Genomic DNA, 24,248 nt, shown 5'->3' with positions numbered 1-24,248 from the left:
GGCGTCCTAGCGGCGCGACGCCGAGGACACGCCGGCCACCTCGGCCAGGGCGTCCAGCGCGCGGGACAGCGATTCGCCCCCGCGCACTTCTACCGTGAACACCATATGGGCCAGCGATTGCTTGCTTTGCGTGTTCACGCCCACCACATTCAGGCGCAAGCGCGCGAACACTTCAGACAGGTCGCGCAACAGGCCGGGACGGTCGTGCGCGCGCACGCTGATGTCCACGGGATAGAAGGTGTCCGACGTCTCGCCCCAGGCGACCTCGATGACGCGTTCGGGTTCACGCGCGGCCAGCGCCAGGTAGCTGTGGCAGTCGCAGCGGTGGATGGACACGCCGCGACCGCGCGTCACGAAGCCGGCGATGGCGTCGGGCGGCGCGGGGCGGCAGCAACGCGCCAATTGCGTCAATAGCGAGCCCACGCCCACCACCAACACGCCGCTCTTGCCGCTTTTCTCGGCGCTGCCCGCGCTGGCGTGGCGCAGCGCGGCCGGTTGCGGTTCGGTGGCAGGCGCCGGCTGCTGGAACACACTGTCGATCTGGCGCAGGCTGAATTCTTCCTTGGCCGCCGCCACGTACAGGTCATCGGCGCGGGCAAAGCCCAGGTTCTGCGCCAGTTGTTCCAGGTTGACGGCCGTCTTGCCCAGCCGTTGCAGTTCTTTTTCAACCAGCGCCTGGCCCTGCGTAATGCGCTGCTGCAATTCAATGGCGTTGAACCACATCCGAACCTTGGCGCGCGCCCGCGGGCTGGCCAAAAAACCCAGCTGCGGGTTGAGCCAATCGCGTGACGGCCCGCCCGACTTGGCGGAGATGATCTCGACGGTCTGGCCCGTGGACAAATGCGTCTGCAACGGCACCATCTGGCCATCAACGCGCGCACCCCGGCAGCGGTGGCCCAGATCGGTATGCAGGTGATAGGCAAAGTCCACCGGCGTAGCGCCGGCGGGCAGCTCGATCACGCGTGCCTGCGGGGTCAACACGTAGATGCGCTCGTCGGTGTGGGCCGGCGGTTTGACCAGGTTGCGGTTCTTGCTGGACCCGGGTTTGCCGGACGCGGGCTTGCCGGTTTCCGCCTTGGCGGCGTCGGGCTTGCCGGGCTCTTGCCCGGGCTGGCCGCCGCCTTCCACATCGGTGTTCCAGGCTAGCAGCTGACGCATCCAGGCCAATTGGCGATCGTATTCGCTGGACGCAGCCACTTGCCCGCCCTTGGCCCCGGCTTCTTTGTAGCGCCAGTGCGCGGCCATGCCGTATTCGGCAAACTGGTGCATTTCGCGCGTGCGGATCTGCACTTCAAAGGGCCGGCCGTCGTCATCGGCCACCACGGTGTGCAGCGACCGGTAGCCGTTGGGCTTGGGCCGCGAGATGTAGTCATCGAACTCGTTGGACAGCGGCGTCCACATCTCGTGCACCAGACCCAGCGCCGTATAGCAGGCGCGCACGTCCTCGACGATGATGCGCAGCGCGCGCAGGTCGTACATCTGGGCAAAGTCCAGGCGCTTGACGCGCATCTTGTTCCAGATGCTGTAGATATGCTTGGGCCGGCCGCTGACTTCGGCATCGATGCCCGCCTTGGTCAGCGCCGTTTGCAGGCGGTCGATGGCGCCGGCGATGAAGGCCTCGCGCTCAACCCGCTTTTCTTCCAGCAGGCGCGCAATCTGCTTGTAGCGGTCGGGTTCCAGGAAGCGGAAAGACAGGTCTTCCATTTCCCATTTGATTTGCCAGATGCCCAGGCGGTTGGCCAGCGGGGCGTACAGGTCCAGCGTCTCGCGCGCAAAATCGGTAGAGCACGGGGCCTTGCTTTCGGCATGCCAACGCAAGGTGCGCAGCCGCGAGGCCAGACGCATCAGCACAATGCGCAGATCGGCTGCCATGGCCAGCAGCATCTTGCGCTGCATTTCTTTTTGCGAGCCGCTTTCGGCTTCGGCATCGCTGGCTTGCCGTGCCACCACGCCCAGGCGCAGCAGCGCGCGCGTGCCCTGGACCAGCCGCGCCACTTCGGCGCCGAACGCCGCCGCGACCGGGTCGTTGCGCAAGGCGGGCGCGGGCGCCATCAAGTCAGTGGGCAAGGCGGCCAACAGCGCGGCGGCGCGGGTGGCGGCGTCGGTGTGCAGCGCGGCCAGGATGCGCACGACGCCGGCGCCGTGGCTGGCCAGCGGCTCGCCGGTCAGGGCGTGCTGGCCTTCAAATCGGGGGATGGCCCAGGTCACGGCCTGGTCGATCAGCGCAACGCCATCGGCGTCCAGGCCCGCGCCTACCTCCTGCCGCCAGGAAGCGTCGAAAGGCGAAGGCGCGTCGATAACAGGCGGGGCGGACATGACTGGCGCAATGCACGGGTTGGTTGATATCCCGACACTCTACACTAGCGTTTGATCGTGCTGAATCCCCTGCCATATCCGGCATATACAAGGAACCAAAGCTTATGTTGCGCTGGCTCAAGGGCCGGGGCGCCCGCCCCTCGGAAGTGGCCGAAATGCAAGCCCGCATCGCGCCGCAGCTGTGGCGGCAGGTGCTGGATGCCTACCCGTTCCTGGCGGCATTGAATGCCGAGGAAACCGCGCAATTGCTCGCGCGGTCCGCCTGGCTGCTGGCCAGTAAAACCATCAACGGCGCGCAGGGCCTGGAGGTCTCGGACTTCATGCGCCTGTCAATCGCGGCGCAAGCCAGCCTGCCCATCCTGAACCTGTCGCCCGAGCTGTACGAAGGTTGGGACGAAATCATCGTGTATCCGGCCAGCTTCCGTATCCCGCGCACGCGCCAGGATGAAGACGGCGTGGTGCACGAATTCATCGAAGACGCCGCGGGCGAAGCCTGGGAAGGCGGCCCGCTGGTGTTGTCCTGGGAAGACACGCAGTTTTCTGACGGCGGCTTCAACGTCATCATCCACGAATTCGCCCACAAGCTGGATTTGCGTTCGGGCCTGGCCGACGGCATGCCGGCGCTGTCCGCGCACCCCGACCTGAAACCGCAGGTGTGGCGCCGCGTGCTGGACGACAGCCTGGACCGCTTCATTGCCGCACTGGAAGCCGTCGAAGCCGCCATCCCGCCCGACGTGGACCCGGAAAGCGAAGAGGCGGACGCCTGGTACGGCCAGTTGCCGCTGGACCCCTACGCGGCCACCGACGAGGCGGAATTTTTCGCCGTCAGCTCCGAACATTTCTTTGTCGACCCCGCCCCCTTGCACCAGGCGCTACCCGAATGGCACGCGCTGCTGCGGGCGTACTACCGGCAGGACACGCTGGGGCGCTACGCATGAAACAGCTGCTGATCGCCTGGCACTCGCGCACCGGCGCCGCACGGCAGGTGGCCGAAGCGGCAGCGCGTGGCGCGTCGGCGGCGGCCACGCAGCTGGACCAGGCGGGCGAACTGCACATTGAAATGCGGCGCGCGGCCGACGTTGACGCCGACGTCATCCTGGCCAGCCATGGCTTTTTGTTCTGCGCGCCCGAAAACCTGGCCAGTCTGAGCGGCGAAATGAAAGAATGCTTTGACCGCAACTACTACGCGGTGCTGGACCGCATCCAGGGCCGGCCCTACGCGTGCGCGACCAGTGCGGGCAGCGACGGCACGGGCGCGGCGCGGCAGGTCGAGCGCATCTGCACGGGCTGGCGGCTAAAGCCGGTGGCGCCCGCGCTGATCGTCAACCTGGGCGCGCAGTCGGCGCAGCAGATCCTGGCGGACAAGGTCGTGCCCCAGGCGGATCTTGACCGCTGCGAGGAACTGGGCGGGCTGCTTGCGGCGCTGGTTTTGACGGGCGGCTGAGGGCAGCGGCGCACATAAAAAAGCCCTTCGGCATGCCGAAGGGCTCTTGCTGGCGGACGGATGTCGCTTAGATCGCTTAGATAGCGGCCGTCACGATGATCTCGACCTTGAAGTCGGGATTGGCCAGGCGGGCTTCGACCGTGGCGCGCGGGGGCGAATTGCCGTCGGCAACCCAAGCGTCCCAGGCCTTGTTCATGCCATCGAATTCCTTGATGTTGGCCACGTAGATCTGGGCCATCAGGATCTTGGTCTTGTCGGTGCCGGCTTCAGCCAGCAGGCGATCGATCGTGGCCAGCACTTGTTCGGTCTGGCCGGTGATGTCCAGCTTGGCGTCGTCCGGCACCTGGCCAGCCAGGTACGCGACACCGTTGTACACGGCCATGTCCGACAGGCGCTTGGCTACGTGAAAGCGCTTGATGCTGCTCATGAATATTCCCCTTGGATTCGAGTGGTGGGTTGGATCAAAACAAGAAACCAGCAATTTACCCCGAGCCGCTTTCAGGCGGGAGGCAGCTGGAACACCTGACGCAAATAGGCCAGGTAGGCGGGATCGTCACACATGGTTTTTTCGGGCGCGTCCGACACCTTGGCCACAGGCTGGCCGTTGCAGCGGACCATCTTCATGACGATCTGCAAAGGCTCGTGGCCCAGGTCGTTGGTCAGGTTGGTGCCGATGCCAAACGACACCTTGCAGCGGCCGGCAAACTGGCGCGCCAGTTCGATGGCGCGTGGGAAGGTCAGCGAATCCGAGAACACCAGGGTCTTGGCGCGCGGGTCCACACGGTTCTTGCGGTAGTGCTCCAGCAGGCGTTCGCCCCAGACGAAAGGATCGCCGGAATCGTGGCGGGCGCCGTCGAACAGCTTGCAGAAGTACATGTCGAAGTCGCGCAGGAACGCGTCCATGCCGTAGACGTCCGACAGCGCAATACCCAGGTCGCCGCGATATTCCTTGGCCCAGACTTCCAGCGCAAACACTTGCGAATCGCGCAGGCGCGGGCCCAGCGCCTGGCAGGCTTGCAGGTATTCGTGGCCCATCGTGCCCAGCGGCAGCACTTCATGCTGCTTGGCCAACAGCACGTTGCTGGTGCCGGCGAAGTGCTCGCCCATCTGGGCCTTCATGGTGGACACCACTTCCTGGTGCCAGACCTTCGAGAAGCGGCGGCGCGTGCCGTACTCGGCCACGCGGAAATCAGCCAGCGCGGGGTCGTCCAGCACCAGGTGCATCTTCGACTGCAAGCGCTGACGCCCTTCTTCCCAATCGGGATTCTTGCGCGTGTTGCGGAAATAGACCTCGTTGACGATGGCCAGCACGGGGATCTCGAACAGGATCGTGTGCAGCCACGGGCCTTTCACTTCGATCGAGATCTCGCCGGGCGCGTCGCCTTCGCTGATGTGGATGCAGCGCTCGGGCAGGTGGAACAAGCCGAGGAAGTCGACAAAGTCGCTTTTGATGAAACGCAAGCCGCCCAGATAATCCAGTTCGTCCTGGGTGAAGCGCAGCTGGCACAGCTGGTGCACTTCTTCGCGGATTTCATCCAGATAGGGGCGCAGGTCGGCCCCGGCGGTGCGGCACTTGTAACGGTACTCGACCTGTGCAGCGGGAAACTGATGCAGTACCACCTGCATCATGCTGAATTTATACAGATCGGTGTCGAGCAGCGAAGTGATTATCATGGTTGCGCGTATCGTTTCGCGACACCATAGCATAGAGAACCCGGCGTTCAGGGCCATGGGCCACGATGTCAATACGGGTATTACCGGCACATCCGGCGCGCATTGGGTAAAATCCGCCCAACAAGACACAAAAGCCGCCGATCCCGGAGTTCCTGAATGACCCACGTTGTCACCGAAAACTGTATTAAGTGCAAGTACACCGATTGCGTTGATGTGTGCCCGGTGGACTGTTTTCGTGAGGGTCCGAACTTCCTCGTGATCGACCCGGACGAATGCATCGACTGCGCCGTCTGCATCCCCGAATGCCCGGCCAATGCGATCTACGCCGAAGAAGACGTACCGCAGGACCAACTGAATTTCATCGCGCTGAACGCCGAACTTTCCCCCGAGTTCGCCAGCATCAGCCGCGCCAAGAAGCCCCTGCCGGACGCCGACGACTGGAACGGCAAGCAGGACAAGCTGCAATACCTGGAAAAATAATCCGCGACGGCCGGCGCCCCCTGGGCAGCCGGCCTCGTGCGATGCCTCGATGACCGACGACTCCAAATACACGCGCCAGACCGTAACCCACGTTCACACCTGGGTGCCCGACAAGCTGTTCTCTTTGCGCGTAACGCGCGATGACGCGTATACGTTCGTGCCGGGCCAATTTGCCCGTGTCGGTTTGCCCGGCGCCGACGATCCCCATGGTCCGCCCACCCTGTGGCGCGCGTATTCCATGGTTTCCGCCCCCCAAGAGTCCGGGCTGGAGTTCTATTCCATCGTTGTGCCCGACGGCCTGTTCAGCCCGCGCATGGCGCAATTGCGTCCCGGCGACGCGCTCTACGTTGAAAAAACGCCCTACGGCTTCCTGACCCTTGAGCGCTTTGCGCCCGGCGGCGACCTTTGGCTGCTGGCCTCCGGCACGGGGCTGTCCGCCTACCTGTCTTTGTTGCGCGATCCGGCCACCTGGCGCGCCTACCGCCGCATCGTCCTGGTGCACGGCGTGCGCACCGTTGCGGAACTTGCTTACCGCGAAGAGATCGAATCATCACGCAATCGCCCCGAACTGGCTGACCTGTTCGCGGCTGACCCGCAAAAGCTTGTCTACCTGCCCATTGCCACGCGGGAAGCCCTGCCCGGCAGGCCGCAAGAACGCCTGACCACGCTTATCGCCGATGGCCGGCTGGAGCAATTGGCTGGGCTGCCCCTGGATCCGGAGCAGGCCAAGATCATGCTTTGCGGTAACCCCGACATGCTGGCGGACGCCCGCAAGCTGCTGGGCGAACGCGGTTTCAAACCAGGCCGCCGGGGTATTCCCGGCAACTTGGCGGTGGAAAATTACTGGTGATCCCGCACTACCTGGCGTAGTGCATAAATCCTCCGTTTGGTCTCTGTGCAAGGCGGTAAAACGCCCTAAACTGGTGCTTAATGGGATGACGGGTCTCTTTTTAGCAACATATTCCCGGTTCTTGCGGCAGTTTCTTTAGGCTGATTGGATATATCTTTAGTCCTCGGCGCAATAATCGGGGCACACGCACGACCCAGAAGGACATCACCCAAATGCTGTACCAATTGCACGAAATGCAGCGCGCCTTCCTGACTCCGTTCGCTGCATTCACGGATGCCGGTTCTCAGCTGTTCTCCAGCCCCTACAGCCCCCTCGCTTACACCCCGATTTCCCGCCAAATGGCCGCCGGGTATGAGCTGATGACGCGTATCGGCAAGGAATACCAGAAGCCCGCCTGGAATCTGCCCGCCACCGACATCAACGGCAAATCGGTCCGCGTGACCGAAACCGTTGCGCTGGACAAGCCCTTTTGCCGCCTGGTGCACTTTCACCGCGACGTGCGCGGCGCCGGCAAGGACGACCCGAAAGTGCTGCTGGTGGCGCCGCTGTCCGGCCACCACGCCACCTTGCTGCGCGACACCGTGCGCGCCCTGCTGCCCGGCCATGACGTCTACGTGACGGATTGGGTCGACGCCCGCATGGTGCCGCTGTCGGCCGGGCCGTTCCATTTGAACGACTACGTCCGCTATGTGCAGGATTTCATCCGCCATCTGGGTCCTGACGTGCACGTGATTTCGGTTTGCCAACCCACCGTGCCGGTGCTGGCCGCCGTGTCGTTGATGGCCACCGCCAACGACCCCTGCCAGCCGCGCAGCATGGTGATGATGGGCGGCCCCATCGACCCGCGCCAGTCGCCCACGCAGGTCAATCGCCTGGCCACCACCAAGCCGTATTCGTGGTTTGAAAACCAGGTGATCCACCCGGTGCCGCCACGCTATCCGGGGGCCGGCCGCAAGGTCTACCCCGGCTTCCTGCAGCACGCCGGGTTCATGGCCATGAACCCCGATCGCCACATGAAGTCGCACTACGAGTTCTATCTGGACCTGCTGCGTGGCGATGACAGCGACGCCGAAGCGCATCGCCGTTTCTACGACGAATACAACGCCGTGCTGGACATGCCGGCCGAGTTCTACCTGGACACGATCAAGATGGTGTTCCAGGACTTCGCCTTGCCCAGCGGCACCTGGGAAGTGGACGGCCAGACCGTGCGCCCCGCCGATATCAAAAAGGTTGCCCTGTTCACCATCGAAGGCGAGCTTGACGATATTTCGGGCCAGGGCCAGACGCGCGCCGCCATCAAGCTGTGCAAGAACATTCCGGCCGAGCGCAAGTCGCATTACACGGCGCCCAATTGCGGCCATTACGGCATTTTCTCGGGCCGCCGCTGGCGCGAAATGATCTGTCCTAAAATTGCCGAGTTCATCCGGCAATCGGCTTGACGACGGCAAGGCGCCGTCCTGCAACTGACGCGCGGGCCTGGCCCGCGCCTTCTCAAGCCTGATCCGTATTCCACGGGGCCCGAGTGGCCCCTTTTTCTTTTATTGGCCTTACATGTCCTGTCGTTCACTTGCCGACCGCATCGACGCCTTATTGCCGCAGACGCAATGCACCAAGTGCGGCTACGACGGCTGCCGGCCCTACGCCGACGCCATCGCGCAAGGCTCGGCGCCCATCAACCGCTGCCCGCCGGGCGGCGACGACGGCATTGCCGCGCTGTCCGAACTGCTGCAAACCCCTGCCCTGCCGCTGGACCTTGAGCGCGGCGAACCCGGCCCGCTGCTGGTCGCGCGCATCGACGAGTCGCACTGCATCGGCTGTACGCTGTGCATCCAGGCCTGTCCCGTGGATGCCATCGTGGGCGCCAACAAGCACATGCACACCGTGCTGGCCGATTGGTGCACCGGCTGCGACCTGTGCGTGGCGCCTTGCCCGGTGGACTGCATTCAGATGGTGCCCGCCGGCCGCGCATGGACGAATGCCGACGCCGACATCAGCCGCCAACGGCATCGCAGCCATCTGGCGCGCGCCGAGCGCCTGGCCGCTGATAACGCGCGGCTGATGGCGCCGGAAGCGCCCGCCGCCGCCAGCGCAACGCCTGCCCCCGCGGACGACGTACAAAGCCAGGACCGCAAGCGCTCCGCCATTGAATCCGCGCTGGCCCGCGCCCGGGCCCGCCGCAATCCAACGCAGTCATGAACGCAGCCAAACGCCGTGAGATCTTCGCCCGCCTGCAAGCGGCCAACCCCAACCCGACCACCGAACTGGAATACGACACGCCGTTCCAATTGTTGATTGCGGTGCTGCTGTCGGCGCAAGCGACCGACAAGTCGGTGAACATCGCCACGCGCAAGTTCTTTCCGCATTACGGCACGCCGCAAGCCTTGTTGGCGCTGGGCGAAGAAGGCCTGTCCGACTACATCAAGACCATCGGCCTGTATCGCACCAAAGCCAAGAACACGATTGCCACCTGTCGAATCTTGCTGGAGCATCACGGGGGCCAGGTGCCCACCACGCGCGAGGCGCTGGAATCACTGCCCGGTGTGGGCCGCAAGACGGCCAACGTGGTGCTCAACACCGCGTTCGGCCAGCCCACGATGGCGGTGGATACGCACATCTTTCGCGTGTCCAATCGCACCGGTATCGCGCCCGGAAAGAACGTGCTGGAAGTTGAAGAAAAGCTCGTCAAATTCATCCCGCGCGAATATATCCAGGACGCGCACCATTGGTTGATTCTGCATGGCCGCTACATCTGCGTGGCGCGCAAACCGAAATGCCCGCAATGCGGTATTTCGGACCTGTGCGAATTCAAGCAAAAGACGCCGGCCTGATGCGGCGCCGGGCGGTGCCGCCATGGGCGCCGCCTTCCCACGATTGCATGACGCGTTGATAACAATCAAAGCAAATTTGCTGCAACGCATTGCGTCGTAAAAAGGGTTTTCCCGCCTTGCGCGGCGTGTATTGTCGGCCTGCCGACAATTGCCCTTTCCGCACTGCAAAACCTATGTAAAACCCTCATGGAATTTTAATAAAGAGGTCCGCATACTCGCCGGCAACTCATCGGAAAACTACGAAAGATCCTTAGGATGTTCGATAGGTTTTCCGCCCTTCGGGGGCTTGGCGCAATGACGGCAGGCAGAGACCATATAAATACAACGCTGGTGCAGCGGACATGGATGACACAATCCTGGAGACAAAAGGCCTCACCAAGGAGTTCCGCGGATTCGTCGCGGTCAATGGGGTCGATTTGCGTATCAAGCGAGGCCAGATTCATGCCTTGATCGGGCCTAACGGCGCGGGCAAGACGACATGCTTCAACCTGCTTACCAAGTTCTTATCCCCCACGTCGGGAACCATCAAGTTCAACGGCATCGACATCACCGGCGAGCGCCCCGCGCAGATCGCCCGGCGCGGTGTGATCCGTTCGTTCCAGATATCGGCGGTGTTTCCTCACCTGACCGTGCTGGAGAACGTGCGCATCGGCTTGCAGCGCAAGACCGGGCTGTCGTTTCACTTCTGGCAAAGCGATAAGCGGCTGGCGTCCTTGAACGAGCCGGCGCGCGCGCTGCTCGAACAGGTGGACCTGGGCGCCTTCGCGGACGAGACCACGGTGAACCTGCCGTATGGCCGCAAGCGCGCGCTGGAAATCGCCACCACGCTGGCCATGGAACCCGAGCTGATGTTGTTGGACGAACCCACGCAGGGCATGGGCCACGAAGACGTCGACCGCGTCACTCAACTGATCAAACGCGTCAGCGCCGGCCGCACGATTCTGATGGTGGAACACAACATGAATGTCGTGTCCTCCATCGCCAACACCATCACCGTGCTGGCGCGCGGGTCGGTGCTGGCCGAAGGCACGTACGCCGAAGTCTCGCGCCACCCCGCCGTGATGCAGGCCTATATGGGCACCACCGACGGCGAACTCCAAGGAGCGCACGCATGAGCACCCCGGCACTTGAAATCTCGGGCTTGCAAGCCTGGTACGGGGAATCGCATATCCTGCACGGCGTGGATATGCGCGTGGGGCAAGGCGAAGTCGTCACGCTGCTGGGCCGCAACGGCGCCGGCCGCACGACTACGCTGCGGGCCATCCTGGGCCTGACCGGCTCACGCAAGGGTTCGGTGCGCATACACGGCACCGAAGCCATCGACCTGCCGACCTACAAGATCGCGCACCTGGGCGTGGGTTACTGCCCCGAAGAGCGCGGAATTTTCGCCAGCCTGTCCTGCGAAGAAAACCTGCTGCTGCCGCCGGTCGTGGGCTCGCTGGGCGGGGGGATGTCGCTGGCCGAAATCTACGACATGTTCCCCAACCTGCAAGAGCGCCGGAATTCGCCGGGCACGCGCTTATCGGGCGGTGAACAACAGATGCTGGCGGTGGCGCGCATCCTGCGCACCGGCGCCAACCTGCTGCTGCTGGACGAGATCTCGGAAGGCCTGGCCCCAGTCATCGTGCAGGCGCTGGCCCGCATGATCACGACGCTCAAGCAACGTGGCTACACCATCGTCATGGTGGAACAAAATTTCCGTTTCGCCGCGCCCTTGGCCGATCGCTTCTATGTGATGGAGCACGGTCAGATCGTCGAGCATTTCGAAGCCGCGGAACTTTCAGAAAAACAGGACACGCTCAACGAACTGTTGGGCGTCTAAAACAACCTGTCATCCGCCGGAACCCCGGCAACACAACACCGTAGGGAAGAGGAGTCATCCCATGAAGCTGCACACCATCACTGCTGCACTGGCCATGGCGGGCCTGGGATTTGCAGGGGCAACCGCCCACGCGCAAGGTATCTCCGACGATGTCATCCGCATCGGCTTCATCACCGACATGTCGGGCGTGTATTCCGACATCGACGGCAAGGCCGGTCTGGACGCGATCCGCATGGCGATCGAAGACGCCGGCGGCAGCATCAACGGCAAGAAGATCGAAGTGGTCTCGGCCGACCACCAGAACAAGGCCGACGTTGCTTCGGCGCGCGCGCGCGAATGGTTCGACCAGCAGAAGGTCGACGTCATCGTCGCGGGCACCAATTCGGCCACCAGCCTGGCCATGGCGGCCGTGGCTGCTGAAAAGAAGAAGCCGTTCATCGCGGTGGGCGCGGGCGCGTCCGACCTGACGAACGCGCAATGTTCGCCCTACACCGTGCACTACGCCTACGACACCGTGGCGCTGGCGCGCGGTACCGGCTCGGCGGTGGTGAAGGACGGCGGCAAGAGCTGGTTCTTCCTGACGGCCGACTATGCCTTCGGCCACGCGCTGGAACGCGACACGATGGCGGTGGTAAAAGCCGCCGGCGGCGAGATCAAGGGCCAGGTGCGCGCACCGCTGGGCGCGTCTGACTTCTCGTCCTTCCTGTTGCAAGCGCAGGCGTCCAAGGCCCAGATCCTGGGCATGGCCAACGCCGGCGGCGACACCATCAACACCATCAAGGCCGCCAATGAATTCGGCGTGACCAAGACGATGAAGATGGCCGGGCTGCTGGTGTTCATCAACGACGTGCACTCGCTGGGCCTGCAAGCCACGCAAGGCATGTACCTGACCGACGGCTGGTACTGGGACCAATCCGACGCCTCGCGCGCCTGGTCCAAGAAGTTTGAAGCCAAGGTGGGCCGCAAGCCGTCGATGCTGCAAGCGGGCGACTACTCGTCGTTGTCGTTCTACCTGAACGCCGTCAAGGCCACCGGCACCGACGACGCCGACACCGTCATCAAGTGGATGAAGTCGAACAAGATCAACGACTTCTTCACCCAGGGCGGCTATGTGCGCGAAGACGGCCGCATGGTCCACGACATGTACCTGATGCAAGTGAAGACCCCGGCCGAATCCAAGGGCCCGTGGGACTACTACAAGGTCGTGGCCACGCTGCCCGGCGACGAGGTCTACACCAAGTTGTCCGAATCCACCTGCAAGCTGGTCAAGAAGTAATTTCGGCTCATGTGACCCCAGGGTGCGGCCCGGCGCGGGCTGCGGCCGCACCTTGAATTCGCTCACTTTTATCCGTACGCGCAGGATTTTCACAAGATGACTGACCTTTTCGGCATCCCTATACAGGCCTTGTTTGGCCAGCTATTACTGGGCCTGGTCAACGGTTCCTTCTATGCCATGTTGTCGCTCGGGCTTGCCGTTATCTTCGGGCTGCTGAACGTCATCAACTTCGCGCACGGCGCGCTCTACATGCTGGGCGCGTTCATCGCCTGGATGGGGCTGTCGTACCTGGGGTTGAACTACTGGGTCATGCTGATCCTGGCGCCGCTGGTCGTTGGGCTGTTCGGCATATTGATCGAAAAATTACTGCTCAAGCATCTGTATAAGCTTGATCACCTTTACGGGCTGCTGCTGACCTTCGGCCTGACCTTGTTGATCGAAGGGCTGTTCCGCAGCTTCTACGGCGTGTCGGGGCAACCCTATCCCACGCCCGATGCGCTGCGTGGCGCGACCAACCTGGGCTTCATGATTCTGCCCAACTATCGCGGCTGGGTAGTGGCGGCGTCGGTCGTGGTCTGCCTGGCAACCTGGTTCGTGATCGAACGCACCCGCCTGGGCGCTTTGCTGCGTGCCGGCACCGAAAATCCGCGCCTGGTCGAAGCCTTCGGCGTGAATGTGCCGCGCATGATTACGCTGACCTACGGCTTCGGCGTGGCGCTGGCCGGGTTTGCAGGCGTACTGGCCGCGCCGGTTTTGCAGATATCGCCGTTGATGGGGTCCAACCTCATCATTGTCGTGTTCGCCGTGGTCGTGATCGGCGGCATGGGGTCCATCATGGGCGCCATCGTCACCGGTCTGGGCCTGGGTGTGATTGAAGGACTGACCAAGGTGTTCTGGCCCGAAGCGTCCAGCACCGTGGTGTTCATCATCATGGCCATTGTTCTGTTGATCCGCCCGGCCGGGCTGTTCGGAAAAGAAAAATGAATCGTCAATTCCTGGGCTATGCGGTATTGGCCGTCGTGGTGGCCGCTCTTCCCTTTCTGGGGGTGTACCCGATCTTCGTCATGAAGATCATGTGCTACGCGCTGTTTGCCTGCGCATTCAACCTGCTGCTGGGCTTTACCGGGCTCTTGTCGTTCGGGCACGCCGCCTTTCTGGGCAGCGCGGCCTACGCGGCCGGGCACGCGATGAAGGTGTGGGGCTTTCCCACCGAAATCGGCTTGCTGTTCGGGGTGGGCGTGGCGGCGCTGCTGGGCCTGGCGATGGGCGCCATCGCCATTCGGCGCAGCGGCATCTACTTCGCCATGATCACGCTGGCGCTGGCGCAGATGGTGTTCTTCTTCTTCCTGCAGGCCAAGTTCACGGGCGGTGAAGACGGCCTGCAAAGCGTGCCGCGCGGCACCTTGCTTGGAATGCTGGACTTGTCCAAGGACATCAACCTGTACTACGTGGTGATGGCCATTTTCGTCCTGGGTTACTTCATCATCTGGCGCACGGTGAACTCTCCATTCGGACAAGTGCTGCAAGCGCTGCGCGAGAACGAGCCACGCGCCATTTCGCTGGGCTATGACGTCGACCGCTTCAAGCTGCTGGCCTTCGTGCTGTCGGCCGCATTGGCCGGGCTGGCCGGGGCGACCAAGACGCTGGTGTTCGTATCGGCCACCCTGTCGGATGCCACCTGGCAGATGTCGGGGCTGGTCATCCTGATGACGCTCATCGGCGGCTTGGGCACCTTGACCGGACCGATCCTGGGCGCCTTCATCGTGGTGCTGCTGGAAAACAAGGTGGGCGACTTCGGCCAGATGATGGCCAACCTGACCGGCGTGGAATGGTTCCTGCGCCTGGGGGAATCGGTGACCATCGTGATCGGCCTGATCTTCGTTATCTGCGTGCTGGCGTTCCGACGCGGCATCGTTGGCGAGGTCGGCGCGTTCATCGACAAGCGCCGCGCTGTCCGGGCCTGAATCCCGGCGGTGGGTTCTTCCTTCGGGGCCGCATCACGCGGCCCCGATTGCATTGGGCGTCGGCGCCGTGGCCCGTACAATAAAACGCACCCAACCCCACAGGTGCCTGACCATGCGCAATCTGCATCCGCTCGCCCCCGTTCTTGGCGCAATCTCGCTGGCCGCCGCGCTGGCCTCATCCATCATTGCCCCCGCTGCCAACGCCGCCCCCGCCTCTGCCCCATCGGCCACTTGCGAAGTCGACCGCCCCATCCGCTTCAGCGGCTTGAACTGGGAGTCCAACCTGGTGCTGGCCGGCATTGAACGCTACGTGCTTGAACACGGTTATGGCTGCAAGACCACCGTCGAAATCGGCGAAACGCTACCCATGCTGGCCGCCCTGCAACGCGGCGATGTGGACGTCACGCCGGAAGTCTGGCCCGGCCAGATCGAAGGGGCCTGGAAAAAGGCCTTGGCCAGCGGCAAGGTGCTGGGCGTGGGCCACGTGTACGACGCGGGCGAAGGCTGGTACGTGCCGCGCTATACGGCCGAACGCCACCCGGACCTGAAGGCGGCATCCGACTTGGCCCGCTTCAAGGAAGTCTTTGCCGACCCCGAAGACCCCGGCCGCGGCCGCATCTACGGGTGCCCGGCGGGCTGGGCCTGCGGCACGCTGAACGACAACCTGCTGCGCGCGCTGAAGCTGGACAAGGACTACGCGCTGTTCGCGCCCGGCTCGGGCGCCGCGCAAAAGGCGGCCATCGTGTCGGCCTACAAGCGCAAGCGCGACATCGTCTTCTATTACTGGACGCCCACCTCGCTGGTCGGTGCGCTGGACCTGGTCAAGCTGCAACTGCCCGCGTTCGACCAAGCCGCCTACACCTGCATGACGGACCCCAAGTGCACCAACCCCGTGGCCACCGAATTCAAGCCCAACCCGGTGGTGACTGGCGTCAACGCGGCCTTTGCCAAACAGGCGCCGAAGGTCACTGAATTCCTGACCAAGCTGACCGTGCCGGACGACGCCATCAACGCCACGCTGGGCTGGCTGGAAACCGAGGGCAAGGAACCCGAGGACGCGGCGCGCTATTTCCTGAAGCAGTACGGACCCGTGTGGCAGCAATGGGTGCCGGCCGACGTGGCCGAGCGCGTGCAGGCGTCTCTCGCGCGCGAATAAACGCCCGGTCGCGGCCGGCTCCTCATGTATCCTGACGTTTCGGCGCCGCTGCCGCGCCACCCCAATTCGAGTAAAGGAAGATAGACATGGACGCCCTGTATTGGCACAACGGTCACTGGACCACCGACAACCCCAAACTGCTGGGCCCGGCCGACCACGCCTTCTGGATGGCCAGCATGGTGTTTGATGGCGCCCGCGCGTTTCGCGGCCTGACGCCCGACCTGGACCTGCACTGCCAGCGCGTCGTGCGGTCGGCCGAAAAAATGCTGATGAAGCCCCAGATCAGCTGGGAAGAGATCCAGAAGCTGTGCCTGGAAGCCGTATCCCGGTTCCCGGCCGGCACCGAGCTCTACATCAAGCCGATGTTCTACTGCGCCGACGGTTTCCTCTTGCCTGACGCCGACAAGACGCAGTTCGTGCTGCACGTGTTCAAGGTGCCCATGCCCGGCGAGCAAGGCTTTTCGGCCTGCTTTTCCAGCTACGCCCGCTCTTGGCCGAACATGGCGCCCACCGACGCCAAGGCGTCCTGCCTGTATCCGAACGGCCAGCGCGCCATTCGCGAAGCCGCCGACAAGGGCTTTGACAACGCCATCATGCTGGACGGCGCGGGCAACATCGCTGAATTCGCCACCAGCAACCTGTGGATCGCCAAGGACGGCGTCGTGTCCACGCCGGTGGACAACGGCACCTTCCTGAACGGCATCACGCGCCGCCGCGTGCTGGCGCTGCTGAAGGCCGATGGCGTTGACGTGCAGGAACGCAGCCTGACCCGCGCCGACATCGAAGCCGCCGACGAAGTGTTCTCGTCCGGCAACTACGGCAAGGTCGTCCACGTGAACCGCGTCGAAGACCGTGCGCTGGAATACGGCCCCATGGCCCGCCGCGCGCACAAGCTGTACATGGACTACGCGGAAAGCACCGGCAGCAAATAAGCTCGCGCCCATCTGGCGCCATCGCCATCGCCGTTGCCGTCAGCCAGATAAAAGGAAAGGCGCGTAGGCTATCGGGCTTCGGACCGTAAGGTGAGCCAATGCCCATACACAGCAGACGCGATTTCCTGCGCAACAGCGCGGCCCTTGCCGGGGCCGGCAGCGCCCTGGCCATGTTTCCCGCCGCCATCCGGCGCGCCCTGGCCATTCCGGCCAACCAGCGCACGGGCACGATTCACGATGTTGAACACATCGTGATCTTCATGCAGGAAAACCGGTCGTTCGACCACTACTTTGGCGCGCTTGCCGGCGTGCGCGGGTTTGGCGACCGCTTTCCGATTCCAGTGCCGGACAGCCCCGACTATCGGCATCGCACGGTCTGGGCACAATACAACGACAAGCCCGACGAGGGCGCTCCGCGCACGGTGCTGCCCTATCGGCTGAATACGCAGGAAGCCTTCGAAACCGTGCGCGTAGCCAGCACGCCGCACACCTGGTCCAACGCGCAAGACGCCTGGGATGCCGGCCGCATGGGCCGCTGGCCCGCCGCCAAGAAAAACCATTCCATGGCGTACTACGAAGCGGCCGACATGCCGTTCCAGTACGCCATGGCGCGCGCCTTCACCGTTTGCGACGCCTATCACTGCTCGTTCACGGGCGGCACCAACACCAACCGGCTGTTTGTGTGGACAGGCACCAATGACGGCGCGGGGCGCGGCAACGGCCCGGCGTTGGGCAACGTCTATAACAAGCTGACGGGCGGGGACCCCGCCGGCGCCTACACCTGGACCACTTACCCGGAACGGCTCGAAGCGGCCGGTGTCAGTTGGCGCATCTACCAGGACATGGCCGACAACTATTCCCTGAACCCCACCGCCGGCTTCAAGGCGTATCGCGACGCCTATCACGGCGTGCCGGGATCGCTGGCCGCGCTGAAGGACAAGGCGCTGACCACTCGCGGCCTGGACCTGCTGCGCCAGGATGTGCTGGACGGAACGTTGCCGCAGGTGTCCTGGATCTGCGCCACCAAGGCCGGGTCCGAGCATCCCAGCCCGTCCAGCCCGGCGCAGGGCGCGGACTACACGGCGCGCGTGCTGGACGCGCTGACCGCCAACCCGGACGTCTGGAGCAAGACCGTCCTGTTGCTGATGTTCGACGAGAACGACGGCTTCTTCGACCACATGCCGCCCCCTGCCCCGCCATCGCGCGATGCCGGCGGCGCGCTGGCCGGTGCGTCCACGGTGGACACGCAGGGCGAATACCACGAGCACATCACGGGCGTGGAAAAGGACGACACCCCGGCGCACCTGCACGGCGTATACGGGCTGGGGCCGCGCGTGCCGATGTACGTGCTGTCGCCGTGGACCAAGGGCGGCTGGGTCAACTCGCAGGTGTTCGACCACACCTCGGTGCTGCGCTTTGTTGAACAGCGCTTTGGCGTGGCCGAGCCGAACATTTCCGCATGGCGCCGGGCCGTGTGCGGCGACCTGACGTCCATTTTCGATTTCGCTACACCGAACAACAACGACGAGCTGCTGCGCGCCTTGCCGCCCACCGCCGAGCGTGCGGGGCAGGCATCCGCGCTGGCCGGCACGGTGGTCCCACCGGCGCCTGCGCAGCCCTCGCCGGCTCGCCAGCCGCCCGGCACGCGGCCGTCGCGCGCCCTGCCCTATGCGCTTCAGACCCACGCGCGTATCGATGGCGAAAGCGTCACTCTGGAATTCGACAATATCGGGATGGCGGGCGCGGTGCTGCACGTTTATGACCGCCTGCGCCTGGACGACGGGCCGCGTCGGTACACGGTGCAAGCGGGCAAGCGCCTGCAAGGTCGATGGCTGGCGGCGGAAGGCGACCGCCGCTACGACTTGTGGGTGTTGGGGCCTAACGGTTTCCACCGCCACTGCACGGGCCGCGCCGCGCCGAATGCGCCGCCCCCGCTGGAGGTCACGGCTGCCTACGCGGGAGCAGGTGCGGTGTTGCAGGTGTCGGTGCGCAACACAGGCGCCGCGCCACGGGCATTTCGCATCGAAGCGAATGCCTATGATTTCCCGCGCAAGACGAGCGCCAACTTGGCGGCAGGCGAATCGGTCAGCCTGTCCTGGGACATGGGGGCAAGCGGGGGCTGGTACGACATTACGGTGCATGACGAAGACGATCCGTCTTTTACGCGCCGATTGGCGGGCCGCATCGAAACAGGTGCCCCGTCCACGTCCGATCCCGCCATGGAGCAGGCGTTGATCCTGCATTGGAAGCCGACGGCCTGACGGCGCGGTGCGGCGCGGTGCGGGACAAGCCCGCGCGCAAAAAAAACCGGGCGCCAGCCTGAGCCGGCGCCCGGTTTCATGTCGGCACAGGCGGCCTATTCTTTCTCGGCGCCCTTGCCCAGGCCCAGATAACTTTCAATGACCTTCGGGTCGCCCGCCAGTTCACGTGCCGGGCCGTGCAGAATGACCTCGCCCGTTTCCAGCACGTAGCCGTAGTCGGCCACTTGCAGCGCCGCGCGGGCGTTTTGTTCGACCAGCAAAATCGCCACGCCCGTTTCCCGCAAGCGCGCGATGATGTGGAAGATCTCGCGCACGATACGGGGCGCCAGGCCCAGGCTGGGTTCGTCCAGCATCAGCAGGTTGGGTTTGGCCATCAGTGCGCGGCCCACGGCCAGCATCTGACGTTCACCGCCCGACAGGGTGCCGGCCTGCTGGCCACGCCGCTCGCGCAGACGCGGAAACAGGTCGAACACTTCGTTCAGCGTGTCGCGCCAACCGGCTTCGCGGGCGCGGTAACGACGGAAGCCGCCCAGCAGCAGGTTGTCTTCAACGGACATGGTGCCGAATAGTTCGCGACGCTCGGGCACCAGCGACATGCCGGCCGCCACGCGCTTTTCGACTTGCCAGCCGGACACATCGGCGCCCGCATAGTGCACGGTGCCGGCGGCATGGCCGGTGTGCGGCAGCGACCCCATCATCGCGTTCAGCATGGTGGACTTGCCCGCGCCGTTGGCGCCGATCACGGTCACGATGCTGCCGGCGGGCACGGTCAGCGACGCGCCGACCAATGCGCCAACCTTGCCATAACGGGCCGACAGATTGCTGACTTCCAGCACGGGCGATTGCGTCGCGCTCATTGCACACCTCCTGCCGAAACCGGCTTGGCCTGATCCGCTTCGGGCAGGTCGTCATCGATGCCGCCCAGATAGGCTTCCAGCACCGCCGGGTTCTTTTGCACGTCGGCCGGCACGCCTTCGGCCAGCTTGGTGCCGAAATCCATCACCACCAGGTGGTTGGTCAGGCGCATCACAAAATCCATATCGTGTTCGACCAGCAAAATGCTCATGCCTTCCGAGCGCAGTTGCTCCAGCACGCGCGCCAGGTCTTGTTTTTCCTTGTAGCGCAGGCCGGCGGCCGGCTCGTCCAGCAGCAGCAAGACCGGGTCGGACGCCAGCGCCCGCGCAATTTCCAGAATGCGTTGCTGGCCCAGCGCCAGGTTGCCCGCCTGTTCGTACAGGTATTCGCCCAGGCCCACGCGCTTGATCTGTTCGGCGGCTTCGTGCAGCAGCTGCGCTTCGCGGGCACGGTCCGAATGCAAGGCGCCGGCCAGCACGCCCACGTCAGAGCGCAGGTGCGCGCCCAAGGCCACGTTCTCCAGCACCGTCATGCCCGGCAGCAATTGCACGTGCTGGAACGTGCGCCCCACGCCCAGCTTGGCGATCTCGCGCGCGGAACGATTGTCGATGCGCTGGCCCATGAACGTGACCTTGCCACGGGTCACGGGCAGCACGCCGCTGATCAGGTTGAACGTGGTGCTCTTGCCGGCGCCGTTGGGGCCGATCAGACCCATGATTTCGCCGGAACGGACCTTGAACGTAATGTCATTGACGGCAACCAGACCACCGAATTCCTTGCGGATGGCATCCACTTCCAACACCACCTGCCCGGCTTCAGGACGCATGCGTGTCGGCAGCGCGGGCGCCGGCGCGGGCGGCGCCAGATTGCGGCGCGAACCGTCCGCGCCGGTGATGCGGCTCCACCAGGTAGCCAGGATGGGCCAGAGGCCGTTGCGGGCGTATTGCAGCATCAGGATCAGCAGCACGCCAAAGACGATCATTTCAAAGTTGGCGTTGGTGTCCAGCAGCTTGGGCAGCCAATTTTGCAATTGGTCCTTCAGCACCAGGATGACGCCCGAGCCCAGCAAGGCGCCCCACACGTAGCCCGCACCACCGACCACCGCCATGAACAGGTATTCAATGCCGTAGTTCACGCCGAACGGGCTGGGGCTGACGGCGCGCTGCATGTGCGCGTAGAGCCAGCCCGAAATGCAGGCCAGCAAGGCCGCCCAGACGAAGATCACGACCTTGTACGCCGCCGTGTTCACGCCCATGGATTCGGCCATGCCCGCGCCGCTTTTCAGCGCCCGGATGGCACGGCCCGGCCGCGAATTGAGCAGGTTGCGGGTAGCCCACAACGCCAGCAGCACGAAGATCCAGATCAGGTAATAAATGTTGCGCCCGCTGGCCAGCGACACGCCGAAGACGCTGATGGGTTCGATGCCGGCAATGCCGTCATGCTTGCCCAGCCAGTCGATATTGCCGAACAGGAAATACAGCGACAGGCCCCACGCGATGGTGCCCAGCGGCAGGTAATGCCCCGAAAGGCGCAACGTGATCGCGCCCAGCAGGTAGGCCACCACGGCGGTCAGCACCAGGCCTGCGGGCAAGGCCAGCCACGGCGACACGTCGTACTGCGTCGTCAGGAAAGCGGTGGTGTAGGCACCCAGGCCCACGAACGCGGCCTGGCCGAACGAAGTCAGCCCGCCCACCCCGGTCAGCAGCACCAGGCCCAGCACGACCAGGCTGGCAAGGCCGATGTAGTTAAGTTGCGTCACCCAGAATTCGGGCGTGACCGGCACCAAGGGCAGGCCCGCCAGGACGACGATGAAGACGGCAAGCAAAATGCGGTTCATGGCGTTTATTCCTCTTCGTCCACGTGATGGGTGCTGAACGAACGCCAGACCAGAACCGGGATAATCAAGGTAAAGACGATCACTTCTTTATAGGCGCTGGCCCAGAAGGACGAGAAAGATTCCAGCACGCCGACCAGCAGCGATCCGGCGGCGGCCACGGGGTAGCTGGCCAGGCCGCCGATGATGGCGCCCACGAAGCCCTTCAGTCCGATCAGGAACCCGGTGTCGTAATAAACGGTGGTGATCGGGGCGATCAACATGCCGGACATGGCGCCGATGGCCGTGGCCAACGTGAAGGTCAGGCTGCCGGACATGGTGGTGCTGATGCCGACCAGGCGCGCGCCGCGGCGGTTCACGGCGGTGGCGCGCAACGCGCGGCCGTACAAGGTCTTGCCGAAGAACAACCACAGGGCGGCGATCAGCAATGCGCAGGTGGCGACAACGAACAGGCTTTGCGCGGACCAGGTCATGAAGCCCAGGTCGACTTGCCCGCTGACGAACGCCGGGGTGCGCCAGCCTTCGGCGCCAAAGAACACCAGCGCCAGGCCGGTCAGCGCGAAGTGCACCGCGACAGATACGATCAGCAGCACCAGCACGGTGGCTTCGGCCAAGGGTTGATAGACGATGCGATAGACCATGGGACCCATCGGGATCACCAGCAGCAGCGTCAGCAGCATATTCAGCCACAACGAGTTGTCGGGGCCGATGTAGCTTTGGGTCACCCAGAACAGCGCCAGCGGCAGGACGACGCAGGTGACCAGCGTTTTGGGCAGGCCAGCGAAACTGCGGGTGCGCAAGGCGCGCACCAGCTCCATCGCCAGGCACAGGGCGCCCAGCAGCGGCAGCAGGTAGGCGGTGCCCGGCATCTTGCCGTCGACCAGCATGGCCAGGGTCAAGGCGCCGAACGCCACGAACTCACCCTGGGGAATGAAAATGACGCGCGTAACGGCAAACACCAGCACCAGCGCCATGCCCAGCAGGGCATAGATGGCGCCGTTGACGATACCGTCTTGCAGCAGGATCAGCGCAATTGAGGAATCCATCTAACAACCTTATCGATTCTTGGTGTTCCGGCCCCGCCCGGGACACTGATACGACACACCGGCCGGAAAGGCCGGTGCGAAGCATTGCTCGGGTGCCGCAAGACACGCGCCAGCGGTTGGCGCGGCCTTGCAGGACACATCCGTGGATCGGGCAATCCGAAGGGAATTACAGGCCGGGCTGATAGACCCACTTGCCGCCTTCAACCTTGACGATGACGCGCGAACGCTCGTCAAAGCCGGCGTGGTCGGTGGGCGACATGTTGAACACGCCTTGCGAGGCGGCCAGGTCCTTCACGTTTTCCAGCGCATCGCGCATGGCGGCGCGGAACTCCGGCGTGCCGGGCTTGGCGCCCGTCTTCAGCGCCACGGGCACTGCGGCCACGACCAATTGGCCGGCGTCCCACATGTGGCCGCCAAACGTGTTGGTGGAGTTGGCGCCGTTGGCCTTCTCGTAGGTTTCAACATAAGCCAGGGCCGACTTCTTGACCGGGTTGGAATCGGGCAACTGGGCGGCGACCAGCAGCGGGCCGGCCGGCAGGAACATGCCGTCGCAGTCCTTGCCGCAAACGCGCAGCACGTCGTTGTTGGCGGCGCCGTGGGTTTGGTAGATGGTGCCGCCGTAGTTGCGGGCCTTCAGTTCCTTTTGCGGCAGCGCCGATGGGGTGCCGGCGCCGGCGATCAGGATGGCGTCCGGCTTGGCGCCGACCAGCTTGAGCACCTGACCCGTCACGCTGGTGTCGGTACGGCTGTATTTTTCGATGGCGACGATTTCAATGCCCTTGGCCTTGGCGGCCTTTTGCATCACGTCCAGCCAGCCGTCGCCGTAGGCGTCGGCAAAGCCGATGAAGCCCAGGGTCTTGACCTTGGACTTGGCCATGGCGTCGGCCAGGGCGCCGGCCATCAGCGCGTCGTTTTGCGGGGTCTTGAACACCCAGCGGCGCTTGTCGTCCACGGGTTCCACGATCTTGGCGCTGGCGGCCACGCTGATCATCGGCACCTTGGCTTCAGCGGCCACGTCGACCATGGCCAACGAGCCCGGCGTGACCGACGTGCCGATCAGCACGTCGACCTTGTCGTCGGTAGCCAGCTTGCGCGAGTTCTTGACGGCTTGCGTGGTGTCGGTGGCGTCATCCAGCACGATCCATTCGATCTTCTGGCCGGCCACTTCCTTGGGCAGCAATGCCACGGTATTGCGTTCGGGGATACCCAACGACGCAGCGGGGCCGGTGCTGGACACCGTGACGCCGACCTTGACCTGCGCGCTTGCCAGGAGCGGCACGGCCAGGGCGAAAGCGGCAGCCGCCGCGGACAAGCCGAAGTGCTTGCGCATATTTTTTGTCTCCTGTGGTGGCTCTTATGTGCCTCGATCGAGGCGAAGCGAGCCTAGTTAAAGTTATACAGAAAAAAATATTATAGGGTTAAAACAGTATCAGATGACGTCACGCAACTACGGTAAATCCCTGATGTGCTATGGAAACCTTGTTTCAGCAAACGCATTCGTTAATGGCGA

The 24,248-nt window shown here is 64.0% G+C and carries 22 protein-coding genes; 15 read left to right on the top strand and 7 right to left on the bottom strand.

What is annotated here, in order from left to right; genetic code table 11:
- Positions 1-6: 6 nt before the first annotated feature.
- A complete protein-coding gene (locus AC6LJY_RS01855) occupies positions 7-2,316 on the bottom strand; it encodes a RelA/SpoT family protein (protein WP_046802582.1) in 2,310 nt (769 codons plus the stop codon).
- Between the two features lie 104 nt (positions 2,317-2,420).
- Here AC6LJY_RS01855 and AC6LJY_RS01850 point away from each other — a divergent pair, with 104 nt between their 5' ends.
- Both AC6LJY_RS01850 and AC6LJY_RS01845 read left to right on the top strand, forming a co-directional pair.
- Positions 2,421-3,254: a M90 family metallopeptidase gene (locus AC6LJY_RS01850; protein ID WP_498135145.1), complete on the top strand. Its 834-nt coding sequence runs from the start codon at positions 2,421-2,423 to the stop codon at positions 3,252-3,254.
- A complete protein-coding gene (locus tag AC6LJY_RS01845; RefSeq protein WP_498135144.1) occupies positions 3,251-3,760 on the top strand; it encodes an NAD(P)H-dependent oxidoreductase in 510 nt (169 codons plus the stop codon). The genes AC6LJY_RS01850 and AC6LJY_RS01845 overlap by 4 nt, the downstream gene beginning before the upstream one ends.
- 76 nt (positions 3,761-3,836) lie before the next feature.
- Here the strand turns inward: AC6LJY_RS01845 and AC6LJY_RS01840 are convergent, their stop codons facing one another.
- Positions 3,837-4,187 (bottom strand): RidA family protein, encoded by a 351-nt coding sequence (locus AC6LJY_RS01840; RefSeq protein WP_006218017.1) that lies wholly within the window; start codon positions 4,185-4,187, stop codon positions 3,837-3,839.
- Between the two features lie 71 nt (positions 4,188-4,258).
- Positions 4,259-5,467 (bottom strand): nicotinate phosphoribosyltransferase, encoded by a 1,209-nt coding sequence (gene pncB / locus AC6LJY_RS01835; protein ID WP_100857897.1) that lies wholly within the window; start codon positions 5,465-5,467, stop codon positions 4,259-4,261.
- A 123-nt stretch (positions 5,468-5,590) separates the two neighbouring features.
- On the opposite strand from pncB, the gene fdxA reads away from it, so the two are divergent.
- From fdxA to AC6LJY_RS01770, 13 genes are all read left to right on the top strand, one after another.
- Positions 5,591-5,914: a ferredoxin FdxA gene (fdxA, locus tag AC6LJY_RS01830; RefSeq protein ID WP_006218015.1), complete on the top strand. Its 324-nt coding sequence runs from the start codon at positions 5,591-5,593 to the stop codon at positions 5,912-5,914.
- A 49-nt stretch (positions 5,915-5,963) separates the two neighbouring features.
- Positions 5,964-6,764, top strand: coding sequence for a ferredoxin--NADP reductase (locus AC6LJY_RS01825; protein WP_498135143.1), 801 nt, complete (start codon positions 5,964-5,966; stop codon positions 6,762-6,764).
- A gap of 212 nt (positions 6,765-6,976) precedes the next feature.
- Complete coding sequence (locus AC6LJY_RS01820; protein ID WP_046802577.1) at positions 6,977-8,203, top strand: polyhydroxyalkanoate depolymerase; 1,227 nt, start codon at positions 6,977-6,979, stop codon at positions 8,201-8,203.
- 112 nt (positions 8,204-8,315) lie between these two features.
- Complete coding sequence (gene rsxB, locus AC6LJY_RS01815) at positions 8,316-8,960, top strand: electron transport complex subunit RsxB (protein WP_498135142.1); 645 nt, start codon at positions 8,316-8,318, stop codon at positions 8,958-8,960.
- A complete protein-coding gene (nth, locus tag AC6LJY_RS01810; RefSeq protein WP_046802575.1) occupies positions 8,957-9,592 on the top strand; it encodes an endonuclease III in 636 nt (211 codons plus the stop codon). Before rsxB ends, nth begins: the two co-directional genes overlap by 4 nt.
- A gap of 341 nt (positions 9,593-9,933) precedes the next feature.
- Positions 9,934-10,707 carry an ABC transporter ATP-binding protein gene (locus tag AC6LJY_RS01805; protein ID WP_046802574.1) on the top strand — a complete coding sequence of 258 codons (774 nt, stop codon included), beginning with the start codon at positions 9,934-9,936 and terminating at the stop codon, positions 10,705-10,707.
- Positions 10,704-11,414: an ABC transporter ATP-binding protein gene (locus AC6LJY_RS01800; protein ID WP_006223796.1), complete on the top strand. Its 711-nt coding sequence runs from the start codon at positions 10,704-10,706 to the stop codon at positions 11,412-11,414. The genes AC6LJY_RS01805 and AC6LJY_RS01800 overlap by 4 nt, the downstream gene beginning before the upstream one ends.
- 61 nt (positions 11,415-11,475) lie before the next feature.
- Positions 11,476-12,690, top strand: coding sequence for an ABC transporter substrate-binding protein (locus tag AC6LJY_RS01795; protein WP_104142997.1), 1,215 nt, complete (start codon positions 11,476-11,478; stop codon positions 12,688-12,690).
- 96 nt (positions 12,691-12,786) lie between these two features.
- Positions 12,787-13,674: a branched-chain amino acid ABC transporter permease gene (locus AC6LJY_RS01790; protein WP_046802572.1), complete on the top strand. Its 888-nt coding sequence runs from the start codon at positions 12,787-12,789 to the stop codon at positions 13,672-13,674.
- The gene (locus tag AC6LJY_RS01785) at positions 13,671-14,654 is read left to right on the top strand and encodes a branched-chain amino acid ABC transporter permease (RefSeq protein WP_498135141.1); all 984 of its coding nucleotides are present in this window, start codon (positions 13,671-13,673) and stop codon (positions 14,652-14,654) included. Before AC6LJY_RS01790 ends, AC6LJY_RS01785 begins: the two co-directional genes overlap by 4 nt.
- A 112-nt stretch (positions 14,655-14,766) precedes the next feature.
- The gene (locus AC6LJY_RS01780) at positions 14,767-15,810 is read left to right on the top strand and encodes a glycine betaine ABC transporter substrate-binding protein (protein WP_314362053.1); all 1,044 of its coding nucleotides are present in this window, start codon (positions 14,767-14,769) and stop codon (positions 15,808-15,810) included.
- A gap of 86 nt (positions 15,811-15,896) precedes the next feature.
- On the top strand, positions 15,897-16,742 hold the full coding sequence (locus AC6LJY_RS01775; RefSeq protein ID WP_046802569.1) for a branched-chain amino acid aminotransferase: 846 nt from the start codon (positions 15,897-15,899) through the stop codon (positions 16,740-16,742).
- A 104-nt stretch (positions 16,743-16,846) separates the two neighbouring features.
- Entirely contained in the window at positions 16,847-19,003 is a 2,157-nt protein-coding gene (locus AC6LJY_RS01770; RefSeq protein WP_498135151.1) for a phosphocholine-specific phospholipase C, read from the top strand.
- A gap of 95 nt (positions 19,004-19,098) precedes the next feature.
- Here AC6LJY_RS01770 and AC6LJY_RS01765 read toward each other — a convergent pair whose 3' ends face one another.
- From AC6LJY_RS01765 to AC6LJY_RS01750, 4 genes are all read right to left on the bottom strand, one after another.
- Positions 19,099-19,860 carry an ABC transporter ATP-binding protein gene (locus AC6LJY_RS01765; RefSeq protein WP_046802568.1) on the bottom strand — a complete coding sequence of 254 codons (762 nt, stop codon included), beginning with the start codon at positions 19,858-19,860 and terminating at the stop codon, positions 19,099-19,101.
- Positions 19,857-21,695 (bottom strand): branched-chain amino acid ABC transporter ATP-binding protein/permease, encoded by a 1,839-nt coding sequence (locus AC6LJY_RS01760; RefSeq protein WP_498135140.1) that lies wholly within the window; start codon positions 21,693-21,695, stop codon positions 19,857-19,859. Before AC6LJY_RS01760 ends, AC6LJY_RS01765 begins: the two co-directional genes overlap by 4 nt.
- A gap of 5 nt (positions 21,696-21,700) precedes the next feature.
- Positions 21,701-22,738 carry a branched-chain amino acid ABC transporter permease gene (locus tag AC6LJY_RS01755; protein ID WP_104142991.1) on the bottom strand — a complete coding sequence of 346 codons (1,038 nt, stop codon included), beginning with the start codon at positions 22,736-22,738 and terminating at the stop codon, positions 21,701-21,703.
- 166 nt (positions 22,739-22,904) lie between these two features.
- A complete protein-coding gene (locus AC6LJY_RS01750) occupies positions 22,905-24,068 on the bottom strand; it encodes an ABC transporter substrate-binding protein (protein ID WP_046802566.1) in 1,164 nt (387 codons plus the stop codon).
- Positions 24,069-24,248: the final 180 nt, after the last annotated feature.

It is taken from the genome of Achromobacter sp. RT286_PF (assembly GCF_059760425.1).
Note: the sequence above shows the minus strand (reverse complement) of the source record. Positions and strands in the feature narration are given on the sequence as shown.